24 protein-coding genes are annotated in these 20,620 nt (G+C 62.9%); 11 read left to right on the plus strand and 13 right to left on the minus strand.

The window, feature by feature from the left end; genetic code table 11:
* Positions 1-283: 283 nt before the first annotated feature.
* Positions 284-844 (plus strand): dihydrofolate reductase family protein, encoded by a 561-nt coding sequence (locus tag ACE3O2_RS05930; RefSeq protein ID WP_374335682.1) that lies wholly within the window; start codon positions 284-286, stop codon positions 842-844.
* 188 nt (positions 845-1,032) lie between these two features.
* On the opposite strand, the gene ACE3O2_RS05935 is transcribed toward ACE3O2_RS05930, so the two are convergent.
* From ACE3O2_RS05935 to bchE, 3 genes are all read right to left on the minus strand, one after another.
* A complete protein-coding gene (locus ACE3O2_RS05935) occupies positions 1,033-1,644 on the minus strand; it encodes a hypothetical protein (protein WP_374335684.1) in 612 nt (203 codons plus the stop codon).
* A 195-nt stretch (positions 1,645-1,839) separates the two neighbouring features.
* Positions 1,840-2,340, minus strand: coding sequence for a DUF2199 domain-containing protein (locus ACE3O2_RS05940; protein WP_374335686.1), 501 nt, complete (start codon positions 2,338-2,340; stop codon positions 1,840-1,842).
* 68 nt (positions 2,341-2,408) lie between these two features.
* Positions 2,409-3,950 (minus strand): magnesium-protoporphyrin IX monomethyl ester anaerobic oxidative cyclase, encoded by a 1,542-nt coding sequence (bchE, locus tag ACE3O2_RS05945; protein WP_374335688.1) that lies wholly within the window; start codon positions 3,948-3,950, stop codon positions 2,409-2,411.
* 178 nt (positions 3,951-4,128) lie between these two features.
* On the opposite strand from bchE, the gene ACE3O2_RS05950 reads away from it, so the two are divergent.
* From ACE3O2_RS05950 to ACE3O2_RS05975, 6 genes are all read left to right on the plus strand, one after another.
* Complete coding sequence (locus ACE3O2_RS05950; protein WP_374335690.1) at positions 4,129-4,998, plus strand: hypothetical protein; 870 nt, start codon at positions 4,129-4,131, stop codon at positions 4,996-4,998.
* 173 nt (positions 4,999-5,171) lie between these two features.
* Complete coding sequence (locus ACE3O2_RS05955; RefSeq protein ID WP_374335692.1) at positions 5,172-5,795, plus strand: TetR/AcrR family transcriptional regulator; 624 nt, start codon at positions 5,172-5,174, stop codon at positions 5,793-5,795.
* Positions 5,796-5,834: 39 nt separating this feature from the next.
* Positions 5,835-6,125, plus strand: a complete 291-nt coding sequence (locus ACE3O2_RS05960) for a YciI family protein (RefSeq protein ID WP_374335694.1) — start codon at positions 5,835-5,837, stop codon at positions 6,123-6,125.
* Entirely contained in the window at positions 6,122-6,730 is a 609-nt protein-coding gene (locus ACE3O2_RS05965) for a DNA-3-methyladenine glycosylase I (protein ID WP_374335696.1), read from the plus strand. Before ACE3O2_RS05960 ends, ACE3O2_RS05965 begins: the two co-directional genes overlap by 4 nt.
* A 95-nt stretch (positions 6,731-6,825) precedes the next feature.
* The gene (locus ACE3O2_RS05970) at positions 6,826-7,197 is read left to right on the plus strand and encodes a hypothetical protein (RefSeq protein WP_374335699.1); all 372 of its coding nucleotides are present in this window, start codon (positions 6,826-6,828) and stop codon (positions 7,195-7,197) included.
* 79 nt (positions 7,198-7,276) lie between these two features.
* Complete coding sequence (locus ACE3O2_RS05975) at positions 7,277-7,972, plus strand: hypothetical protein (RefSeq protein ID WP_374335701.1); 696 nt, start codon at positions 7,277-7,279, stop codon at positions 7,970-7,972.
* 42 nt (positions 7,973-8,014) lie between these two features.
* Here ACE3O2_RS05975 and ACE3O2_RS05980 read toward each other — a convergent pair whose 3' ends face one another.
* The 7 genes from ACE3O2_RS05980 to ACE3O2_RS06010 all read right to left on the minus strand — a co-directional run bounded on the left by ACE3O2_RS05980 (position 8,015) and on the right by ACE3O2_RS06010 (position 13,636).
* Entirely contained in the window at positions 8,015-8,644 is a 630-nt protein-coding gene (locus ACE3O2_RS05980; RefSeq protein ID WP_374335703.1) for a pyridoxamine 5'-phosphate oxidase family protein, read from the minus strand.
* Between the two features lie 59 nt (positions 8,645-8,703).
* Positions 8,704-9,249: a carboxymuconolactone decarboxylase family protein gene (locus ACE3O2_RS05985; protein ID WP_168875779.1), complete on the minus strand. Its 546-nt coding sequence runs from the start codon at positions 9,247-9,249 to the stop codon at positions 8,704-8,706.
* 140 nt (positions 9,250-9,389) lie between these two features.
* The gene (locus ACE3O2_RS05990) at positions 9,390-9,836 is read right to left on the minus strand and encodes an N-acetyltransferase family protein (RefSeq protein ID WP_374335705.1); all 447 of its coding nucleotides are present in this window, start codon (positions 9,834-9,836) and stop codon (positions 9,390-9,392) included.
* Between the two features lie 8 nt (positions 9,837-9,844).
* Positions 9,845-10,243, minus strand: coding sequence for a hypothetical protein (locus ACE3O2_RS05995; protein WP_374335707.1), 399 nt, complete (start codon positions 10,241-10,243; stop codon positions 9,845-9,847).
* Positions 10,244-10,387: 144 nt separating this feature from the next.
* Entirely contained in the window at positions 10,388-11,866 is a 1,479-nt protein-coding gene (locus ACE3O2_RS06000; protein WP_374335709.1) for a DUF805 domain-containing protein, read from the minus strand.
* 97 nt (positions 11,867-11,963) lie between these two features.
* Positions 11,964-12,833, minus strand: a complete 870-nt coding sequence (locus ACE3O2_RS06005) for a D-hexose-6-phosphate mutarotase (RefSeq protein WP_374335711.1) — start codon at positions 12,831-12,833, stop codon at positions 11,964-11,966.
* A complete protein-coding gene (locus ACE3O2_RS06010; protein ID WP_374335713.1) occupies positions 12,830-13,636 on the minus strand; it encodes a DeoR/GlpR family DNA-binding transcription regulator in 807 nt (268 codons plus the stop codon). The genes ACE3O2_RS06005 and ACE3O2_RS06010 overlap by 4 nt, the downstream gene beginning before the upstream one ends.
* A 74-nt stretch (positions 13,637-13,710) precedes the next feature.
* Here ACE3O2_RS06010 and ACE3O2_RS06015 point away from each other — a divergent pair, with 74 nt between their 5' ends.
* The 4 genes from ACE3O2_RS06015 (at position 13,711) to ACE3O2_RS06030 (ending at position 17,251) form a co-directional block, all read left to right on the plus strand.
* On the plus strand, positions 13,711-14,076 hold the full coding sequence (locus ACE3O2_RS06015; RefSeq protein ID WP_168875774.1) for a VOC family protein: 366 nt from the start codon (positions 13,711-13,713) through the stop codon (positions 14,074-14,076).
* A gap of 35 nt (positions 14,077-14,111) precedes the next feature.
* The gene (locus ACE3O2_RS06020) at positions 14,112-14,417 is read left to right on the plus strand and encodes a SemiSWEET transporter (RefSeq protein ID WP_374335715.1); all 306 of its coding nucleotides are present in this window, start codon (positions 14,112-14,114) and stop codon (positions 14,415-14,417) included.
* Between the two features lie 198 nt (positions 14,418-14,615).
* A complete protein-coding gene (locus ACE3O2_RS06025) occupies positions 14,616-15,593 on the plus strand; it encodes an NAD(P)-dependent alcohol dehydrogenase (RefSeq protein WP_374335718.1) in 978 nt (325 codons plus the stop codon).
* 134 nt (positions 15,594-15,727) lie between these two features.
* Positions 15,728-17,251 carry a histidine-type phosphatase gene (locus ACE3O2_RS06030; RefSeq protein WP_374335720.1) on the plus strand — a complete coding sequence of 508 codons (1,524 nt, stop codon included), beginning with the start codon at positions 15,728-15,730 and terminating at the stop codon, positions 17,249-17,251.
* 54 nt (positions 17,252-17,305) lie between these two features.
* On the opposite strand, the gene ACE3O2_RS06035 is transcribed toward ACE3O2_RS06030, so the two are convergent.
* From ACE3O2_RS06035 to ACE3O2_RS06045, 3 genes are read right to left on the minus strand one after another with little or no spacing between them, the layout of a single operon-like run.
* Entirely contained in the window at positions 17,306-18,208 is a 903-nt protein-coding gene (locus ACE3O2_RS06035; RefSeq protein ID WP_374335722.1) for a Fe-Mn family superoxide dismutase, read from the minus strand.
* Between the two features lie 19 nt (positions 18,209-18,227).
* The gene (gene chrA, locus ACE3O2_RS06040) at positions 18,228-19,583 is read right to left on the minus strand and encodes a chromate efflux transporter (RefSeq protein ID WP_374335724.1); all 1,356 of its coding nucleotides are present in this window, start codon (positions 19,581-19,583) and stop codon (positions 18,228-18,230) included.
* Positions 19,580-20,521 carry a chromate resistance protein ChrB domain-containing protein gene (locus tag ACE3O2_RS06045; RefSeq protein ID WP_374335726.1) on the minus strand — a complete coding sequence of 314 codons (942 nt, stop codon included), beginning with the start codon at positions 20,519-20,521 and terminating at the stop codon, positions 19,580-19,582. The genes chrA and ACE3O2_RS06045 overlap by 4 nt, the downstream gene beginning before the upstream one ends.
* Positions 20,522-20,620 lie beyond the last annotated feature (99 nt).

The raw sequence follows: 20,620 nt of genomic DNA on the forward strand, positions 1-20,620 counted from the left end.
TGGTTCGTCCAGCAGCCAGTCTACCGGTATGGCCGAACTGTCGCCAACTGCAGCCCGCCACCACGTGGCCCATCGACACCGCCATTGCCCACAGCCACTGCCCGCACGCTCGACATCAGCCGGATAACGCGGTAGGGAAGGCAGGAGGGGGCCGCATGGCGGGCGTTTCAGTATGAAACAGCGTGGGACACTGTGTTTTCGTGTCATTATGATGAGGGTCAGCCGGGCCGTTCTGTCCGTCTATTTGATTTGATGCATTAGCTCCGATGAGGTATTGGTTGCCATGGGAATCCTGACGTTTAGCCTCAACGTGACCTTGGACGGTTGTGTCGATCACCGTGAGGGTATCGCAGATGATGAGACACATGCGTTTTTCACCCGCCTTATGGACGAGAGCAGTGCGATGCTGTGGGGGCGGGTGACCTACGAAATGATGGAGGGCTATTGGCCAGCGGTGGCCCGTGGTGAGGTGGAAGCCCCGCCTGCGATTCGGGAATGGGCGGTCAAGCTGGAGGCCAAGCCGAAGTACGTGGTGTCCTCCACGCGGAAGGATTTCCATTGGGTTCACAGCCACCACATGGCGGGTGACCTGCGTGCGAGTGTCCAAAGGTTGAAGGATGCAACACCCGGGGGTGTGCTCCTCGGCAGTGGCCAGCTTGCGGCTGAGCTGGATCGCCTGAATCTCATTGACGAGTACCAGTTCCTCATCCATCCCAGGATTGCCGGCCATGGCCCGACCCTTTATCAGAGCGGGTTGCCCAGCACGCGACGGCTCGATCTGGTGGCGGCAACACCGCTCCGTAACGGCGCGGTCGCGATGCACTACCGGCGTGCCGGTGATTGAGGCAGTGGTTCGCGGCTACGGCGCACGCCGCGCGCGACCCTTTGTCAGCAGCGGTACTGGCGCACCAGCTCATACCCGCCGAGCACGGCATATTCCGTTTTCCCAAGCTGGGGTAAGGCATGCCCGTACATCCCGCAAGCGAGGCGCGGATGGGGGCGTGCGCGGCTTGCCCCCATTTGATCTCGGAGTCAGGAGGCGGCTGAACAGTGCAGCACGCCGCATCGGGACTGGATAGCGTTGTAGAAGATCTTCTCACAGACCGCCAGGTAGGCAAACAGCATGCCCAGCCCATCGCCGTCTTCGGCGTAGTAAGCCTGGTTCAAGTCATGGCATGACTGGGTATCGGCGTATTCAAGCGCAGTGGCAATGTCTGACAAAGGCTCGCCAAGGAATGGGTGGGTCTCAATCTGGGCCATATTGAGCCGGGACCATTCCCGTAGCGCCCGGAGGTGTGTCAACACCGCTTCCAGTGCCGCGCCTTCATACCACACGCCCCAGGTTTCCATCCCGCATTCTTCGTATTCGGAGGGGAAAGACCAGGTGGCTTGGGCGGGCGTGTACAAGCCCTCGAGCTCCTGAATGCCAGAAAGCTTGCACAGCTCTTCCAGTGCGCACTCCAGATATAGATTGTGCTGACAGCCGATCGCTGCATCAGCAATCCGCTCGCTATCGGAGTAGGTCAGCAAGCCAGCCGGGTTCGAGGGCGTATAAGCGTCTGCATTGCATAGTGTGGACTCATCCTGAACGGTGGAGGGAAAGTCTGGAAGCTGCAGTGTGGTGTATATAAAGGACGTGTACATGATGTGTGATAAACCGGTGTCAAATGGGAGACAAGCCAGAGCAGCGCGCTGACCATGAGGGGATGGCATTTCTGCTGTAGCGCGCGATGATAAGGGGCGGCTGCGTGAAAGACTTGATTATTTGTGCGGGGGTGCCGGGCCGGGAATGGGCGCTGTCCATGCGTTGCGCCACGATAGGGGCTTGCGCTTGGCTCGTTAGCCGTGCAACGACGCTTCCACCAGCTGCTGCACGCGGGCCAGGGTGATGCCGTGGTGTTGTTCGAGGGCGAGCGGGTGAGGGGTGGCTTCCAGGGTGATCAGCGGTCGCTCGCCAACGGGCATCGTTTGCACATGGGTTTTCAGGCTCAGGGTACTGGTGCTGTAGCCGGGCAGGGCGCTGTGCAGCCAGCCGAAACAAGGCGGCTCCTGTTCGCGACCCGGGGTGCGCCATAGCGCATCACAGCGCCGGAAGCTGGCTTCGCTCAGCGACACCCAGGCGAGCCAGGTGAAGGGCGTGGCGGCATCGACGACCGGCAGCAGAATGCGGCCGAGGATGGCGTAGTACCGGCCCTCCAGCACGCACTGGTCGCTGCTGAGCCGTGCGAGGCTGCGCTCGGTGTCCGGCCAGCGCAGCCACAGCTCGGGTGCCGAGAGGCCCAAGCACATTGGCAGTTCGTCGTGGTGCTGGCCGCAGGTGGTGCAGTCAAAGCCGCTCATCGGGGTATCGCCTGGTCGCTGGCTGATTGGCGGCTGCCCGCTTTGTTGAGGAGAACCGCATGCCGGATTCAGCCTGATTTGATTTCACTGATCGGGATGGTGCCGGCGCTGCGTTTGCCTTTGGCTTGCATGGCGTATTCGCGCGAGGCGAAGTTGCTGCCTTTGAGGGTAGAGAGCAGTGGCCCGTTTTTCTCGATGCGGGTCTTGAACAGGAATTCCATGATTTCATGGAACCAGACCCGGCGGCCCATGCGGGTATACCAGCGCATGGCATGCCGCACGCCGGCATCCGGGTGAAACAGCATCCGGCGCAGCACGCGGGGTCTGGCCTGCATCAGCACTTCGATGATCTTGAACCACAGGAACACGCGCCAGACGGGGACGTTGCCTGCTTCCAGCACCTGGTGCTTGTAATCCCACTTGGTGGTGTCTTTCTGCACCACACGCCGGTTTTCCACGCTGCTGTAAAACGGTGTCCACTTGTGCGGGGTGGCGTAGAGCAGCTGTACCTGGTCCGGGTCGTAAGACAACAGATGGCGGTAGGAGCGCCAGTAGTCGGCATCACCTTCTTCCTGAAAACCCAGCACATAGGTGGCCATGGAGAGGATGCCATGCTGGCGCAGCAAGCGGATGGCTTCCCGGTCCTCCGACACGCTGCCGCCCTTGCGGATGTTGGCGATCAGGTCCTCGCTATAGGCTTCAATGCCCAGCAGAAAGCGGATGACCCCCGCCTGTTTGTAGAGGTGCAGAATGTCCTTGTCACGCACAATATCCCCGGCGCGGGTGGAGCCGACCAGGATGAGCGGTACATTTTCCGCAATCAGGGCTTCCAGAAAGGTGCGCCAGGCCTTGCGGGAGCCGGTGGGGAGCTCGTCGGCAAAGTTGATCAACTCCACGCCGTGCTCCCGGTACAGCCGGGCCAGCTCCTTGGCGAATTTGTGCGGGTCGCGGTGGCGCCACTTGGTCCAGAAGCCACGCTGGCCACAGTAGCTGCACAGGTAGGGACAGCCGCGCGAAAACTGGACCACCACCGCCCGCTTGCCGCCCCAGTAGGAATAATCCTTGTGGTCAATCAGCTCCCAGCCGATACGGTATTGGTCCAGATCGGCAATCACTTCGGCGGCTGGCGTGTCATGAATCTGGCCTTGCTCGCGGTACACAATGCCGGGCACGGCGGAGAAGGGGGTGCCGTCCTCGATGGCGCGTGCCAGCCGCTGTGCGGTGTGCTCGCCTTCTCCCCGCACGATGAAATCAATGTCGGCGGATTCCGCCATGATTTCATCCCAGTGGTAAGTCGGGTGCACACCACCGTAGATGATGATGAGCTGAGGCCGTTGCGCCTTGAGGGCCTGACACAGGCTCAGAACCGTCTGGTGGACCGAGCTGGAGCCGGAGTGACCAATCATCACCAGCTGCGGGCTATCGGCCAGCACTTCGGCCACAATCGTGTCCGGCTTCAGCGCGCGCAGGTCTGCATCCTGCAGGTGGACGTGGTGGCCATCATCGAGCAGTGGCCCGCCGATGGACAGCAGGCCCAAGGGGGGCAGGTGTTCACCGGGGATACGGCTGCCAATGGCGGTGTGCGGCGGATTCAGCAGGGTGATTTTCATGCGTGGCTCAGCGGAACAATGGGCTGGCATGCGGTGGCTTGCCAGCCGGTGATTCTGACCGGGCGCGTTGGAATGTTCAAGTCAGCCTGGTCTGGTGGACGCTGGTGCATTTGCCCGCGAGGTGGTGGATGCGGTATAAGCATGAATATTGCATATTTCCAACCCTCCGGAGTTCACCATGAAACCCTCCTTTATTGCTGCTGCCCTTGGCCTGGCATGCGCTGCTGTTCACGCGGCCGAGTATTCTCCCTACCCGCAGCCCGGGGTGTATGACGGCAGCGACAAGGATTTCTCGCGGGAGCTGACCATTCGTCCAGATGGCAAGTTCGAGCTGGAAGTGACGATGAAGGGCAAGCCAGGCAGCAATCTGCGCAATGGCTCCGGCAGCGGCAAGTTCAGCGATGCGCCGGGCGGCTGGGATTATCGGGAAGAGGGCTGCTATGTGACCCTGAAGCGGGCGATGGGCGGCATGAAGCTGCATGTGGAAGGTTGCGCCATTGCCTGGGGCGATGTGCTGTTTGATGGCATGTTCAAGCCAAAGGGGGGCGCTGCCAGCGCACCCGCTGCGGCGGCCCCGGCTGCGGCGAGCCCGGCAGGCAATGCACCGCTGCCAACGCGCAAGGAGCTGTTGAACCAGTGGACCGATCTGCAAGTGGACAAGATGGCGGGCAAGCATGTGACGGCGATGGCGCGGTCCATGCCGGCGGACCCGAAGTACACCTCACTGGAGCGCTACTCGCAGGCAGCGTTTGTGGTGGACAGCAGCAGTAACTATGCCGCGCTGTCCCCCAGCGAGCAGGCCAAGCCACCGCTGCAGCTGATCACTATCCCGCTGCCCAAACTGGCCGCCAATGAAGGTTTGCTGTTCCAGGCGGGCTGCAGTGCTGGCAAGGGCAACAAGGTGATCGCCGTCAACCTCACCCGCGCGGATGGCAAGGGTATCCAGAGCCGCCGCCACAGCGCGTGGATGCTGGACGCCACCCTGCAGTTGCAAGAAGTGAAGCCTGCCAGCAAGGTGAAGTGCCCGGAAGTGTCGTCCGAGTATTGAGCCGGTATTACCACACGGACTGTTCTACACCCCCTAAGCGGCTTGCATTGCTGACGCGACAAGCCGCTTCCTTTCACATCAGGTACGCCTGCCGCACCCTGGCGGTTCATGGTTGCAATCTGCTATTGACATTTTAGGTCATTTGTCCTAATTTAAATGGGACAAATGACCTAATGGTGATTGCCTCAGGCAATCGCTCTCGAGAGGCAGAGATGCAAGCAGGCCGTGCCGCGACCCAGGATCGCATCGTAGAAACCGCAGACCGCCTGTTCTATGAACGCGGCTACGACCACACCTCCTTTGCCGATATTGCGGACGAGGTGGGGCTCTCGCGGGGCAACTTCTACTATCACTTCAAAACCAAGGACGACATCCTCACCGCCGTGATTGCGCACCGAAGCCGCAAGACGCAGCAGATGCTGGCGGCCTGGGCCGACCATGCCGCAGACCCCGCTGGGCGCATTCGTCAGTTCATCGGCATGATGACGATGAATGCCGCCAGGATCCGTCGGCATGGCTGCCCGGTGGGGACACTGTGCACCGAGCTGGCCAAGCTGGAGCACCCGGCCTTGCCGCAGGCGAGCCAGCTGTTCACCTTGTTCCGGCAGTGGCTGGCGCAGCAGTTCGCGCAGCTGGGCTACGCCTCGGAGGCCGATGCCCTGGCCATGCACCTGCTGGGCCGCAGCCAGGGCATCGCGACGCTGGCCAGCGCGTTCAACGATGAAGCCTATATCCAGCAAGAGGTAGCGCAGTTGAATCAGTGGCTGGCGCAGTTGCCGCCGCCATCCGGAAAGTGAGCGGCGCAAGCCGCGTCGATACAGGAGGTCGCGATGTTCATGGTGATGCTGACAATGACGGGCAATCCCGCTCCGACGCCAGAGTGGATGGCGGAGCACAAGGCATGGCTGCAGCAGGGCTTTGCGGAGGGCTGTTTTCTGGCATCGGGTAATCTGGCGGGGCAGGCGGGTGGCGGCATTCTGGTGCATGGCTTGAGTGAGGCGGCCTTGCAGCAACGGCTGGCACAGGACCCACTGGTGGCGCATGGCGTCGTCAGCGTAACAGTGATCGGCATGACCCCGGCCAAGGTGGACCCGCGGCTGGATTTCCTGCTGGCGGCACAGCCATGAGCTCGACCTTTGTCGATGACGATGGCCAGCTGCGCTGCCGCTGGTGCAGCATCAGCCCGGCGTTTCGCCACTATCACGATACCGAGTGGGGTTTCCCGGTGGCGGATGATGTCCGGCTGTTTGAAAAAATCTGTCTGGAAGGATTTCAGTCCGGTTTGAGCTGGCGCACCATTCTGGCCAAGCGCCCCCGCTTTCGGGCGGTGTTTCACGATTTCGACTTCGAGCAGGTAGCGCGCTTCGATCAGCAAGATGTGGCGAAATTGCTGCAAGATGAAGGCATCATCCGCCATCGTGGCAAGATCGAGGCCGCGATCCACAATGCAGGCTGCGCCCGACAGCTGGTGCAGGAGGCCGGATCACTGGCTGCCTTCTTCTGGCGCTATGAACCGGCTGCCGCCACGCGGGCATCCCCGCAAACCGTATCGACCTCAGCAGAATCGATAGCCCTCTCCAAAGCGCTGAAACAACGCGGCTGGAAATTTGTTGGGCCGACCACGGTCTACGCCTTCATGCAGGCCATGGGGCTGGTGAATGATCATGCCCATGGCTGCGTGATACGCCCGCAAGTGGAGGCCGCACGGGCTGCATTTCGCCGCCCCGTTTGAAGGGGCAGGAGCCATTGGCTGGCGCATTTGCCGGTGCTGCCGTTTCTGCGGTATAAGCATGAATATTGCATATTTCACACCGCCACGGAGTCGGCATGAAAACTTTGTTGCTGCTGCTAGCCCTGGGGGCGACGGCTGCGGCGCACGCCCTCGACATCCCCAATTACCCACCCACAGGCGTATTTGAGGGCAGCGACCGCCGGTTTACGCGCACCTTGACGATCTACGAGGACTACACGTTTTCGCTGGAAGTGACCATGAAGGACAAGCCCGGCAGCCATCTGCGCAATGGCTCCGGAGCGGGCGCGCTGACCTTCGTGCCGGGGGGCTGGGCGTATCATGAAGAGGGTTGCCATATGGAGATGGCGCGAGCGGGTGAGAACCTGACGCTGCGTGTAGCAGGGTGTGCCATCGCCTGGGGTGATGTCATGTTTGATGGCGTGTACAAGCCCAAGGCACGACGCTGACACCCAGGCCCGTGACACGTGAGGCGGGGATGCCGGAGGCAGGTCAGATGCTGCGCTGTGATGAAAGGGATGGGGTGTGGTGAGATTCGTGCACGGGCTGGGGATCATGGCGGGCGTGCTTGCCCTAAGCCTGACGGCGCATGCCGCCAGCCTTGCGCCGCCGCAGTTGGCGGTGTCAGCGGCGCAGGCGGACCAGCGGGCATCCTGCAACTTCACCGCCTTTGTGCAAGAAACCGATCCAGCCGGTTTGAATGTGAGGCAAGCGCCGGGGGTGTCTGCAAAGGTACTGGGGCATCTGCCCCCGGTGTGGCGCAACCGTGAAATGGGTGTTTTCCCGGTACGGATCGAGGTGGAGGTGGTGGCAGCGCAAGGGGGCTGGTTCCAGATCCAGCATGCACGGGATAATCCGGATTTGACCGGCCTGCCGGCGCGCAAGGTATTTACCGGAAAAGGCTGGGTCAGTGGTGCGAAGCTGGTGGTGAAATCTCAGGCGAGCAAGGCCTACGCCCTTCCCAGTGCCAAATCGGCGGTCGTCGTGCAATTGTCAGACGGTACGTTCGACAGTGATGGGTGGGTGGGGGCCGGGCAACTGCTGGCCTGCAGTGGGCATTGGGCGCTGGTGGAGTGGAGCAGGGACACGCTCTCCCCAGAGGGGCAGGAGCTTATCCAGCCGGGGAGCGGGCAAGGCAAGCCGCCTGCCCGTTTTCGCGGTTGGGTGAATCAGCTGTGCGGGCTGCAAGAAAGCAGTTGCGGCGGGTTGGCAGGGCAGGACTGAGAGGGTCTCGCCCGTACGCCTATAAGCCAGAGAGCGGGGGCCTCATGCTGAGGGTTTGGCTTTTAACTGCGCCCGCAGTGCCTCATTTTCCGCTTCCAGCTCCGCCAGATGGCGGCGCAGCGGTTCCACTGCCTCATGGATCTCCGGTTCGGTGAAGCGCGGGGTAATGTGCTGCGAGCAGTTCCAGTCGTAAGACTGCAGGCGCAGGCGGAAGATGCTTTCCACCTTGGCCTTGTATTCAGGCTGGGCGACGAGAGCCGTCAACGCCGGGTCATCTTGCGGGGCGAGCCGTTCGACCTGGACATAAATCTTCAGCCGGGCGCGGTGGGCGTAGTCCATCAGGAACAGGCAGGCCTTGTCGTTGGCGATCAGATTGCCGCTGCTGATGTACTGGCGGTTGCCCCGGTAGTTGGCAAAGGCCAGCGTGTGCTCGTCCACTACCACCAGAAAACCGGCGGGGCCGCCGCGATGTTGCACATAGGGCCAGCCGGTCTCGGACACGGTGGCCATGTAGAAGCTGTCGCGGGCGGTGATGAAACCGGCCTCGCTGTCGCCAAAGCGGTCAAATTCACGGTGGCCTTTGAAATCCCGCCACACATGGTCCACCCCCATTTCCGCTTGCACGGCGCGTACGCTGGGGGTGATGGCGATGTCCAGAAATCCGTAAGTCATGGTGGTTCTCCGTGTGGCAAGCAAAACGGGTGGGTGCGGTTGCACCCACCCCGGCCCGATCAGGCGATTTCCGCAGCGCGAACCACTGGGAAATCGATCTCGGTCTGGGCGACCGAGTTGAGGAAGTTGGTGAAGGTGTTTTCAGTCACCAAGGCCACCATCTCAACTAGCTGGGCATCACTATAGCCTGCAGCACGCACCGCCTGAATGTCGGCATCGCTGACGTGGCCACGGGCTTGTGCCACCTTGGCGGCGAATTGCACGGCAGCATGGGCCTTGGCATCGCCGGAGGCACCCTTGCGGTTCAGCGCCATTTCTTCCGCGCTGAGCTTGACCAGATTCTGGCCCAGGTAGGTGTGGGCGGACAGGCAGTAGTCGCAGCCATTGGCTTGTGCGACGGCCAGCGCAATGCGCTCACGGGTTTTCACGTCCAGCGTTTTGGACAGTGCGCCTTGCAGGCTGACAAAGCCATTCAGTGCCGCCGGGCTGCTCCCCAGCAGACGGAACAGATTGGGCACCACGCCCAGTTGCTGGTTGACGGCATCGAGGGTCGGGCGGGAGGCTTCCGGTGCGGCGTTCAGAGCGGGGATGGAAAGGCGGGACATGGCATTCTCCTGTTGGGTAGCTGAGCACGGCGTGCTCGATGGGGAGAATGATGGGCCTTTCTCTATTAAATGATAATAACCGTATTTCTTAAAATATCGTTCCGTAAAATGGAATAATAGGGGGGTCAAGGCAAGCTGGCTCACGCTGTGGCGCGGGCTGTATGTTCCAACAGGTCATAGACGCCATCCGGGCCATCGCCATTGCCCACCTTATGGAACCCCTGCGCCTGATAGAAGGCCAGCGCCGGCTGATTGCGCTGCAGACACTTTAGCTGGAAGGGATGGTGGCCCCAGCCGGGCAGCGCCTGCAGCAAGCGCTGGCCAACGCCCAGACGCTGGTGATCCGGGCTGACAAACAGGTGGTGGATAAAATGGTCCGCCTCCTGCAGGGCAATGAAGCCTGCCAGCCTCTGCTGCGCATCTACGGCTACCCATAAGGCTTCCCCCACTGTCTGGGCATCCAGATCATCCAGCTGGAAGGCATCCGGTGGTTGCCAGTGAAAGGCGATGCGCCGGGTGGTGAGAAACAACTGGCGCAGCGCGGGTTGGTCTGCTGGGGTGGCCGGGCGTATGGACACAGCGGGCATGCCAAGGCTCACCAGTCGCGCCATTCGTCGGTGATGTCGTCTTCACATGCGAACCCGGCCTCGTTGACCGCCTGGCAGAAAAAATCACACAACATTTCACGCTCACCGGTTTCGATCATGCAGCCTTGCACCGAGTCATTCAGCGCGTTGATGCCCAGCACAGCGCGCTGCACTGCTGCCATGATGTCCGCCTCTGCTTTCGGCTGGGGCAGATCTTGCAGTGTTTGCAGGAAGCGGGTCAGCAAGCCATCCAGTTGATCGACATGCACCTGCTGGTAACCCACATCGGCCTTGGGGTCGTACCACGGATCATGCTCCCCCTCCGCCCCGGCGTACTTCATGTAGTGGGTGATCTCGCTGATCATGTCATGCTTGAAAATCCAGGCTTCGCTGTTCTCGGACGTCATGGGGTGGCCTTTCGCGCTGAGGTGCAATCGGGGCATGCTGGGGTTGCATGCCATACCAATGGCATCATTGTGACGGCCCAGTCTTAACCCCAGCTTTAGTCACCGCATCCATGCCGGCACACGGCGAGTCGCATCAAGGCGAGACTATTGCTCGTTCAGCGGTACCGGCTGTTCCTGCCCATTCTCATCATAGCGCTGTGCAGACTGCTGCTGGGCGGCGGCCTGGCTAAGTGCCATGACCATCTTGTAACCCTGATAGGCGGAGTAGGCCACATACAGGGTGGCGGTCATGTAGAGGGCTGCGCCGATATAAACCAGCACGGAATTGGGCCCGGCAGGCGGGCCATACTCATTTTCATCCTCTGAACCGGGCAGGATCAGCAGCAGTAGGAAAGCGATGATGCAGATGCCCATGGTAATGAGCCCCATCACCGGGCTCTTGGTCAGCACCATGAGTACCGAGAGCAGCGGCAGCAGCAGCCATTTGCTGCTCAGATTCAAGTCATGCAGACGCAGCGCCCACACCCGCAGGGTAATCCAGAAGGCCAGCAGACCCAGGATCAGGTTTAGTGCCATACCAACATGTATTGCCCCCATCAGGCCCGTCAGCACACTGGCGCCCACCTGGTAGGCCATGAAGCGGATGCGTCCGATGCGGCCTTCCAGCGAGAGGGCCACCAGCGGCGGGGTATCCCAGTCTGGCCCATCGTCGTCTTGCCGGGTCAGCGGGCTGCTGGGGGAGGCGTAGATGTCCTTGCCAGAGGTGGGTGAATCGGTTGCGGGCGCAGGGCTGGCTGACGGCTGGTTGCGCGCTGCCAGCATGCGCGGCATGTCGGCACCACACTGTACGCACAGGGTGCGTTTGGGCTGCTGCTTGCCGCACGCCGGACAGGTCATCTCGCTGCTGGCAGGTGCTTCAGCCGGTGGAGGTGTCTCCAGCTCCGGGGCATCGACCAGCGACAGCCCGCCGGGCTGCGGTGCTGTTGGCTGTGCGGCGGCGGGAGGGCTGGCCACAGCGGGTGCCGCTGCGGGTGCAGGGCTATCCGGGCTCAGCATCAGCCAGGGGTCATCCGCCGCCATCGGCGCCGGGGCGGGTGACGGGGCCGGGCTGGCCACAGCTGCAGGCTCGGGCGCCGATGCCTGCGGGGGCTTGCTGGCGGGCATCGCCATCATCCACGGATCATCGGCGCTCTCGGGCAACTGACTGGCCGCAGGGGCAGCGGGTATGGGGGCCGGGCTGGGGGCTGCGACGGGGGCCGGTACAGGTTTGGGGGCGGCTGCCGCTACCGGCTCATCGTCCAGCGTGGCCAGCAGGGTAGGGAAGGCGCCCGCGCCGGGCTTGCCGACGCTGACCACAGGGGCAGGCGCGGGTGCGGTCGCCGCAGGCTCCGGCGCGCTGGTTTCCACGCGCGCATCGGCACCAATACGGGTGAGCGCATGCAGGTATTGCGGCAGCTGCGCCACCGGCAGCGCCTTGCGGATGACCGTTACCTTCCCGGCCAGCAGCTTCTGGGCTTGCTCCGGCGGAATCTTCAGCAGCGCGGCCAAGGCCGGGGCAACCTGCTGAACATCATGCCCCGGCAGCACCTGGCCGGTCAGGGAGAGGGTAACGGTGTCGGACATGGGCGCGTCAGCCGCAGCTAAAAACAGCCATTGTGCCTGAGCCCGCCGCCCGCCTCAATCGGAGATGGACGAAGCGTCAGCTTGCGGGCTTGAACGGTCAGCACGCGACGGATTGCTCGGCAATCGCCAGTCGCACCCGATGCGACCCGCCGGCGGCCAGGGTGAGGCTGTTGTCCAGGGCGTTGCCGTTTTCCACGCACAGCATCTGTGGCCAGTGTGGGCCAACATCAGGGATGTGCTGCTCGGCCGCGGGGCCGGGGTTCCACACGATGGCGCTGTGCAGGCCTTCGCTGCGTAATTGCAGCACGGGCAGGCCGGGGCGGTGCAGGGTGAGTGTATCTGGAGCATTCAGATAGACCCGGTCGAGCAGGCCGTCGATCTGTACCGGGCCTTGCTGTTTTCCGCTTTGCTGGTCGGGCTTGCTGTAGAAGGAACAGCCGTCTAGGCCGTCTACCGTGGCTTGTGCGACCTGCGGCACCGGGAAGTAGCTGTGCAGCGCGTGGCTGGTGGTCAGCGGGCGGTCATCCAGGTTGTGCATGGTCAGCGTCAGCCGCAGGGTTGTACCCAGCTGCATGTGCAGTTCCAGCCGGAAGGCATGAGGCCACAGCGCACGGCTGGTGTCGCTGTCTTGCAGCTGCCAGTGCAGGCTGGCGCCTTGCGGGGTGACTTCGGCCTGCTGCAAGGTCCAGTCCAGCTGGCGGGCGATGCCATGCTGCGGCAGGCTGCTGTCGTGCGGATGAGCGCCAAACCACGGCCAGCACAGCGGAATGCCGCCACGTATGGCCTTGCCGCGCTGAAAGCGTGCCAGCGGGGATAGCCACAGCATGGGCGATTGGCCATGTGCTTGGTATTGCAGCAGTTGCGCGCCCTGGCGGGCAATCAGCGCTTGGCCGAAGGGGGCGTCGATCTGCAGCAGATCCAGCTCATCGCGTTGCTGCCACTGGCTATAGTCTGGGGTGAGGGTCATCGGGTGGTCTCGTTCGGCGGCGCACACAGCATCTGTACGCCGCAGGCTTGCAGGGTGTCGTCGGGCTGATCGGTGACCAGCACATCAATTTGGTTCAGTTCGCTGACAAAATAGGGCGCCAGCTGGTGGAATTTGCTGTGGTCGGCCAGCAAGGCTGTCCGCACCGCGTGCTGGCTCAGCGCACGCTTCCACTGGGCATCCAGCGGGTTGGCCGCAGTCACCCCGGTTTGCGGATGGATGGCGCAGACGCCCACAAAGGCCCAGTCAGCGCGGATGCCCGCCAAGGTCTGCAGGGCGGTTTCGCCAAGGAACACCCGATGCGAGGGTTGCCAGGTGCCGGCCGCCAGAATCAGGGTCACCTGCTCATCGTCGGCAAACAGTTGTGCAATGTCCAGCGAGTTGGTCAGCACTGTCAGCGGGCGGACTTTCAGATGCTGCGCCAGCGCCAGCTGGGTTGATCCTGCATCGAGCAGCACCACCTGCCCGGCTTCCACCAGCTGTGCTGCACGCTGGCCGATGCGGGTTTTGCTGTCGCTGAGGATTTGTGTGCGGGTTTGCCAGGGCAGGTGCGGGATGTCCAGCAGCACCGCGCCACCATGCGCCTTTTGCAGATAGCCCTCGCTTGCCAGCGCGCGCAGGTCACGCCGTACCGTATCTTCGGATACGGTCAGCCGGGCGGCCAGATCGGCCACCGTCACCCGCCCCTGGGCTTTCAGCTCGCTGAGGATGTGTTGTCGGCGTTCTTCGGTAAACATGCGCCCCAGTATAGCGGTAAACCAGCGTACTTGTGAGCGTGCTTGCATTGTACGTTCCGATATTTGCTGTTTTGTGCCGATATGTGCATAATTGAGTCAGCGTGTGGCTGGAGAAGAGAATCATGCAACTAGCCTATACCTGCTTGTGGGTGCGAGACCTGTCGCGGATGAGCAGCTTTTACCAGAGCAACTTTCAGGCCAGCGCCAGTGAGCGCCGCTGCGAGCTATGGGGCGCAGTGGAAAGCACTTGCCTGCTGTTTGAAAACGGAGCCTCGCTCAAGCTGCTGCAGGCGCGCGCAGACCAGGCACTGCCAGCGCAAGGCAGCTTTGCGGTTGGCGCGGGCCGTGCGGCGGATGTGGATCGCCTGACCGAGCAGCTGGCCGCCAAGGGATGCACCATTCTGGCCGAGCCCAGGCTCAGTGTGGATGGATACTATGAAAGCGTAGTGACGGACCCGGAAGGGAACCCGGTTATCATTACCATTTAATGGGTCTCAACGCTTGGGATCTGAAAGGAAGGGTCATGAACCTGATCGACGGCATTGGCTTGGTGGCGGCCTGCTGCACCACCTTCGCCTTCTTGCCGCAGGCGCTCAAAGTCTGGCGTGATCGTTCGGCACGGGACATTTCGCTGGCCACCTACCTGCTGCTGGTGATGGGCATTGCCTTGTGGCTCTGGTATGGTCTGCTGATCCAGTCCCTGCCGGTCATTCTGGCGAACGCCTGCTCGCTGCTGCTGGCGGGCTCGGTGCTGGTGATGAAGTGGCGCTTTGACCGCATGCCTGCCCTGCACCACATCAAGGCAAACTGCACCCAGGCGGGGCGTTGATCCCGCCTGCCGCCTGCGGAACCTGTCCATCGCCTGCCGCTCGAAGGGGGGCGTAGAGAACAACTTTGGCATGCGCATTTACACTCAGTAAACTCCGCTTCCTTAGCTGTATTCTCTTTGTCCTCCCCTCGTTCGCGAGACGATAAACAGCTTCTGATGAGCGGGACAGCACAGCTCCCGCTCTCGAAAGGCGAATGCATGAAGGCGTATGTTTGTGAACGCTATGGCGCACCGGAAGTTCTCACCGTGCAGGAGCGCCCACAGCCGGTGCCGCAGGACCGGGAGGTCCTGATCAAGGTGCATGCCACCACCGTGAACTCCGGCGATTGCCGGATACGGGCGCTCAACGCCCCCTATGGTTTCCGTTTCATGATGCGGCTGGTGCTGGGCTTTCGCAAACCTCGCCAGCCGGTGCTGGGTACCGAGCTGGCAGGCGAGGTGGTGGCGGTGGGCAAAGCCGTGCAACGTTTTGCGGTTGGGGATCGGGTATTGGCCTTTACCAGCATGGCCATGGGCTGCCATGCGGAGTACCGCTGCTTGCCGGAGGACGGCAAGCTCATGCCGATTCCGGCAGGGCTCAGCGATGCTGAAGCGGCGTCGCTCTGCTTTGGTGGCCTTACAGCCTTGAGTTTCTTGCGTCGGGGACGGCTGCAGCCGGGGGAGCGTATCCTGATCAATGGCGCTGCCGGCACGGTGGGCAGCGCGCTGGTGCAGCTGGCCCGTCATCAAGGGGGCGAAGTGACGGCCGTGTGCAGTACCACCAATGTCGAGCGGATGTACGCACTGGGTGCGGCGCAGGTGATCGACTATACCCGTGAAGACTTCACCCAGCGTGGCGAGCGCTGGGACGTGATCGCCGACACCGTCGGTAATGCACCGTACCGTCGCAGCAAATCGGCGCTGAATGACGGTGGCCGCCTGCTGCTGGTGCTGGCCAGCCTGCCCGACATGCTGCCCGCACCCTGGGTTGCGCTGACCACCCGCCATCGCATCATCGCCGGGCCGGTTTCGGACTGTGTGGCGGACCTGCACATCCTGGTCGAGCTGGCCCAGGCGGGCGTTTACCGGCCTGAAATTGACCGTTGCTACCCATTTGAGCAGATGATCGACGCGCATCGCTATGTCGATGGCGGCCACAAGCGGGGCAGCGTGGTGATCGAGCTGCTGCCGGACTGACGGGTGTACTGCCGCTGACATCGGCCCGACACATGCGGCTGATAGGCTGTGCAGACCGCGTGGCGTGATGATCCCGCGACATGAAACTGACCCGACAAGGACACGTTGTGAAAAGAATGGCACATGGAGGGCTGTTGCTCGCCCTGGTTTGCATGGGCGCCAATGCCGAAGGCTGGTATGCCACCAAGACACCGTATCAGCCGCAGCAGGATGCGGCCAGCTATGAAAAGGCGCCTACTGGTTTTGCCCCGGTGTTCACCGAGCTGGTGGCGCGGCATGGTTCACGCGGGCTCTCCAGCGCCAAGGACGATGTGATGTTGTACGCGCTGTGGCAGCTGGCGCAATCGGAAGGCGCGCTGACCCCGCTGGGGCAGCAGCTAGGGCCGGACCTGATGGCAATGATGAAGGCGAACGCCTTGCTGGGCTGCGGCGTAGCAGACATCAGCAAGCCGGGCTATGGCAACCTCACCGTGCGTGGTCTCCGTGAACATCGCCAGCTGGCCGAGCGTCTGCTACAGCGGCAGGGCGCACTGTTTGCCGCAGCGCTGAAGGACGGTCGAAAGCTGGTGGTGCAGACCTCCGGCGTGGACCGGGCCATCGACAGCTCCCGTTCCTTTACCCGCTCGCTGGCAGAACGCTTGCCAGCGCTACAGTCCTTGATGGTGCCCGCACCCGCCTTGACCGGCTACCCGGCGGACAAAGCGGCGGCGCAGCCGGAAGGGGTGAACCGCTTCCAGCTGTACTTCCACCGCCTCAAGGCCGATACCGATCTGGTCACAGACAGTAGCGACCCCAACTACGCGGTGTATCAGGACAGCCTCGCCATCCAGCGCTACCAGAAAAGTGCGGAAGCCAAGGATGCTGTTGAAGCCTCCCGCAAGGACCCCGCGCTGAAAGCCGCAGCCCGCGCGGTGGTGGCGCAGTTGTTCAGCCCGGAATTTGTCGAGCGCATCGACAGCGGCAAGCTGTCGTTGAGCTTGGGCAGCTTCGCATTCAATAGTGAGGATCAGCGTTGCAGTGGGACCGCCGGTAGCGGCGGCAAGCGCAAGGTGGATGATACGCTGGAGGTAGCGCAGGCGCTGTATGGGCTCTACCAGATTGAGCCCGCGTTCGAGACCACACTGGAAGCCGCGTTCAGCCGCTACCTACAGCCGGAGCAGGCCCGCCTGCTGGCGGCGGCTTCGGATGCCGAGGATTTCTATCTGAGTGGCCCGTCCACCGTGGCCTCGGCCAAAGTCACCTCGCGCATGGCCAATGGCCTGCTGCAGGATTTTTTCCGTGAGGTGGATGTGGTGGAACAAGGCAAACTGGACCATGCCGCCAAGCTGCGCTTTGCCCATGCGGAAATCATCATGCCGTTCGCCACCCGCTTGGGGCTGGCCGGGGTGGATGCGCCAGTGGCTGAGGGACAACGCTACCGCTACGAGAGCAACCCGTGGCGCGGCCAGACCGTTTCACCGATGGCCGCCAATGTGCAATGGGATGTCTGGCGCAACCCGCAAGGCCAGCTGCTGGTGAAGATGCTGTACAACGAGAAGGAAACCGCCTTCAAGCCATCGTGCGACAGTGCAAGGCAAGCCAAAGGCAGTTTCTTCTACGACTACAGCAAGCTGAAAGCCTGCTACGCCGATACGCTGGCGGAGACGACGGTCCGTTAAGGGCTTACGTCGGGAACAAGACCGCTGCCTGCTCAGCCCGGCAGGCAGCAGCGTTCACTTGTTGACCAGCGGGCGGCCTGCCGCCTGCCAGCTGTCGATGCCGCCGCACAGGAAGCGGGCATCCACCCCTCGCGCACGCAAGCGCAGTGCTGTGGAGCGGCCGACTTCGTGGCCATAGATGCAATAGACTGTCACCGCCTGGCCGAGTTGCAGCGCTGCCGCCCACTCATCGACCCGCGCCGGATCTTGCCAGCGCGCTCCGGGCAGCATGTGGGCAGACTGCTGGAAGGGCCCGGCTCGGCGTACGTCCAGGATGGTGCTGTCGCCCAATGCCTCGGGTGCCACCTCGTAGCCTTCACTGCAGGCGTGTATCGCATGCTGGTAGCGCTGGTAGAGTTTGTCCCAGTCGATCTGCTGCATGAAGGCGTCGACATAGGCCCCGGCGTTGGCGCCGAAATCCAGATGGTAGGCGTGCTCGTACATGTCCAGCGCCAGCAGCGGCAGGCTGCCCGCCAGCAGCTGGGTATGGTCGCTGGCCCATTGGTTGATGAGCCGTGCACTGCGCGGATCAAAGGCGAGAATCACCCAGCCGGAGCTGCCGCCCAGCGCCTTGCCCATCGCCGCGAACTCTTGCTGCCACTGCTCAACGCTGCCAAAGCTGGCCGACAGCGCCAGTGCCATGGCCGGGACCATCGGCTCCGGGGCCGGGTGCAGGCTGTCGAAATACAGCTCGTGCAGCGTCACGGAATTGCTGGCGATCAGCTCTTCGCGTTTTAGGCCGTTGATATGGTAATTGGCCTGCCCGCTCAGCGGCTGGGCAGCCAGCTCGCTGCGCAGCGCGTTCAGGCGTTTCAGTGCGCCTTGGTAGTTGTTGCTATGGTGGCTGTTCAGCAAACGCTCAGACAAGTTCGGCATTTGCGCGGGATCAAAGGGAAGAGGGCGAGGCAGCAAGTTCATGGCCAGTATCCGGTGACAGTTAAGGGTGCAACAGGGTCTGGATCAGCAGCCCGGCCAGCGCCGAGGCGATGATCACTTCGATCACATTGCGTTTGAAATAGAGCAGGGCCACCCCCGCCGCCAGTGCCAGCAGCGCGGCGGCCCATTCAAAGCCGCCTTGCCAGCCTGTGGGCCACAGCAGGTGCCAGGCGAAGAACAGCGCCAGATTGAGGATGACGCCGACCACCGCTGCGGTAATGGCGGTCAGCGGCGCGGTGAGCGACAGCGTATGGTGGCTGCGCTCCACCAGTGGCCCGCCGGCCAGAATGAACAGGAAGGAGGGCAGGAAGGTAAACCAGGTCACCAGCGAAGCGGCCACCACCCCAGCCAGCAGCAGCGCGTCCGGCCCGAACAGCGCCTTGCCATAGCCACCCAGGAAACCAACGAAGGCCACTACCATGATCAAGGGGCCGGGCGTGGTTTCCCCCAAGGCCAGCCCGTCCATCATCTGTCCGGAGCTCAGCCAGCCGTAATGACCGACTGCACCCTGAAACACATAGGGCAGCACCGCGTAAGCACCGCCAAAGGTTAGCAGCGCCGCCTTGGTGAAGAACCAGCCCATTTGCGTCAGCGTATGGGTCCAGCCGTAGTACTGATATAGCGCGGCCATCGGCAGCAGCCACAGCAGCAGGCCGACCACGATCACCGACGCCAGACGTGACCAGCGGAACTGCGCATGCGGTGGGGTGGGGGTGTGGTCGTCGATCAAGGCCGGGCGATGCGTGCCGCTGGCCTTGCCATGCCCGCCACCGGTGGCGAATTGCGCCGGCGCGATGCGCCCGCCGACATAACCGATGGCGGCGGCGCAAGCCACGATCAGCGGGAAAGGCAGCCCGGCGGCAAAGATGGCGAGAAAGGCCGCGCTGGCAATGCTCCACAGCCAGGGGTTGCGCAAGGTGCGGCTGCCCACCCGCCAGGCGGCTTGTAGCACCAGTGCGGTGACCGCAGGCTTGATGCCCCAGAACAGCCCGGCGACGATGGCGGTATGTCCCAGCGCCACATACAGCCAGGAGAGGGCAATCAGGATCAGCAGCGAGGGCAGCACGAACAGCGCCCCGGCGACGATGCCGCCCGGCACCCGGTGCATCAGCCAGCCCAGATAGGTGGCCAGCTGTTGCGCCTCCGGCCCCGGCAGCAGCATGCAGTAGTTCAGCGCGTGCAGGAAGCGCCGCTCGGAGATCCAGCGCCGTTTGTCCACCAGCTCCTGATGCATCAGTGCAATCTGGCCCGCCGGGCCGCCAAAGCTGATGAAACCCAGCTTCAGCCAGAACAGCAGGGCTTGCCAGAAGGAGACGGGCGGTGGCGGGGTGTCATCGGGTAAGGCTGGGGTGTTCATGCGGCAGGGGTATCCTGGCTAAAGTGGGTCAACAGGCCATCCAGCACCGCCGAGGCGGCAGCCAGCAAGGCATCGTCATCGGTCAATTGGGCGCGCAGCCCGGCGAGAATGCCTTCCAGACCGGGGGCTTCCGGTGGCATGGCACCACCGGCATCCAGACTGTGCACCACGGCAGCGAGGCGCAGCAGGGCGGGCTGCTGCAGGCCAAAGCTGCTGAGCAACACTTCGAACGTCACCTGCTTGCCGACATGGCTGAAGGTGGCGCCGTCAAAGTCGTAGCCCAGTGCATCCGGCGGGCAATCGGCGGGGCTCGCCAGCCACAGCAGCGTGGCGTGCGGGTCGATGAAGCGGCGGATCAGCCAGGCGCTGGCCAGCCGGTCCACCCACGGCCGCTGGCGGGTGGCCCACACCCGGCCCTGATAATCGGCCAGTAACAGACGGGGAATGTCGCCACCTTGCGGCTGTGGCTCGTCCGGCGACAGCGCACGGGCGCAGGCCAGCTCCAGCTCGCGCAGCGTAGTTTCGCAAAGCTGCTGCGGCTCAGCCGGGAAGAAGTCGATCTCGGCCAGCGCCATATGCGCCTTGCGCAGCTTGCGCGTGTGCCGCTGCACCTGCGGCAGGGTATCCGGCGTCAGTGTTTGTCGCAGCTGGCGAATCTCGGCGCGCAGCGCGCTGAATTCGGCGCTACGGTCAAACAGCGGGATGAAGTCCTCGTCTTCTTCCGAGCGCAGCGTCAGCAAGTGGGCGCTGCCGCCGCCTTCACGCACCTCATGCGCCAGCTTGGCCAGGGTGTCGAGGCAGGGTGGCCGGGCAGGCATCAGGTAGACGCCATCGCGCAGCACCGCTGCGCCGGATGCCTTGAGCGCGCGCCACGCCCGCTGGCGCAGGGTGGCGTTCTCAGTAGGCAGGGTGGTAATCAAGCTGAGCCAATTTTCCATGATGCTATTTCTACATATTTGTAGATGTATTGTCAAATTTTGTTGATGGTGTGACAGCGTAAGCCATAGAAAAGCCCACCCTGTGCAAACAGGGTGGGC

This window comes from Leeia sp., from assembly GCF_041909055.1.
In the GTDB taxonomy this organism is placed as follows: Bacteria; Pseudomonadota; Gammaproteobacteria; order Burkholderiales; family Leeiaceae; genus Leeia; species Leeia aquatica.

Coding starts and splice junctions, on each gene's coding strand:
- ACE3O2_RS05930 (WP_374335682.1), top strand. CDS start 284: ATGGGAATCCTGACGTTTAGCCTCAACGTGACCTTGGACGGTTGTGTC.
- ACE3O2_RS05935 (WP_374335684.1), bottom strand. CDS start 1,644: ATGTACACGTCCTTTATATACACCACACTGCAGCTTCCAGACTTTCCC.
- ACE3O2_RS05940 (WP_374335686.1), bottom strand. CDS start 2,340: ATGAGCGGCTTTGACTGCACCACCTGCGGCCAGCACCACGACGAACTG.
- bchE (WP_374335688.1), bottom strand. CDS start 3,950: ATGAAAATCACCCTGCTGAATCCGCCGCACACCGCCATTGGCAGCCGT.
- ACE3O2_RS05950 (WP_374335690.1), top strand. CDS start 4,129: ATGAAACCCTCCTTTATTGCTGCTGCCCTTGGCCTGGCATGCGCTGCT.
- ACE3O2_RS05955 (WP_374335692.1), top strand. CDS start 5,172: ATGGTGATTGCCTCAGGCAATCGCTCTCGAGAGGCAGAGATGCAAGCA.
- ACE3O2_RS05960 (WP_374335694.1), top strand. CDS start 5,835: ATGGTGATGCTGACAATGACGGGCAATCCCGCTCCGACGCCAGAGTGG.
- ACE3O2_RS05965 (WP_374335696.1), top strand. CDS start 6,122: ATGAGCTCGACCTTTGTCGATGACGATGGCCAGCTGCGCTGCCGCTGG.
- ACE3O2_RS05970 (WP_374335699.1), top strand. CDS start 6,826: ATGAAAACTTTGTTGCTGCTGCTAGCCCTGGGGGCGACGGCTGCGGCG.
- ACE3O2_RS05980 (WP_374335703.1), bottom strand. CDS start 8,644: ATGACTTACGGATTTCTGGACATCGCCATCACCCCCAGCGTACGCGCC.
- ACE3O2_RS05985 (WP_168875779.1), bottom strand. CDS start 9,249: ATGTCCCGCCTTTCCATCCCCGCTCTGAACGCCGCACCGGAAGCCTCC.
- ACE3O2_RS05990 (WP_374335705.1), bottom strand. CDS start 9,836: ATGCCCGCTGTGTCCATACGCCCGGCCACCCCAGCAGACCAACCCGCG.
- ACE3O2_RS05995 (WP_374335707.1), bottom strand. CDS start 10,243: ATGACGTCCGAGAACAGCGAAGCCTGGATTTTCAAGCATGACATGATC.
- ACE3O2_RS06000 (WP_374335709.1), bottom strand. CDS start 11,866: ATGTCCGACACCGTTACCCTCTCCCTGACCGGCCAGGTGCTGCCGGGG.
- ACE3O2_RS06005 (WP_374335711.1), bottom strand. CDS start 12,833: ATGACCCTCACCCCAGACTATAGCCAGTGGCAGCAACGCGATGAGCTG.
- ACE3O2_RS06010 (WP_374335713.1), bottom strand. CDS start 13,636: ATGCAAGCACGCTCACAAGTACGCTGGTTTACCGCTATACTGGGGCGC.
- ACE3O2_RS06015 (WP_168875774.1), top strand. CDS start 13,711: ATGCAACTAGCCTATACCTGCTTGTGGGTGCGAGACCTGTCGCGGATG.
- ACE3O2_RS06020 (WP_374335715.1), top strand. CDS start 14,112: ATGAACCTGATCGACGGCATTGGCTTGGTGGCGGCCTGCTGCACCACC.
- ACE3O2_RS06025 (WP_374335718.1), top strand. CDS start 14,616: ATGAAGGCGTATGTTTGTGAACGCTATGGCGCACCGGAAGTTCTCACC.
- ACE3O2_RS06035 (WP_374335722.1), bottom strand. CDS start 18,208: ATGAACTTGCTGCCTCGCCCTCTTCCCTTTGATCCCGCGCAAATGCCG.
- chrA (WP_374335724.1), bottom strand. CDS start 19,583: ATGAACACCCCAGCCTTACCCGATGACACCCCGCCACCGCCCGTCTCC.
- ACE3O2_RS06045 (WP_374335726.1), bottom strand. CDS start 20,521: ATGGAAAATTGGCTCAGCTTGATTACCACCCTGCCTACTGAGAACGCC.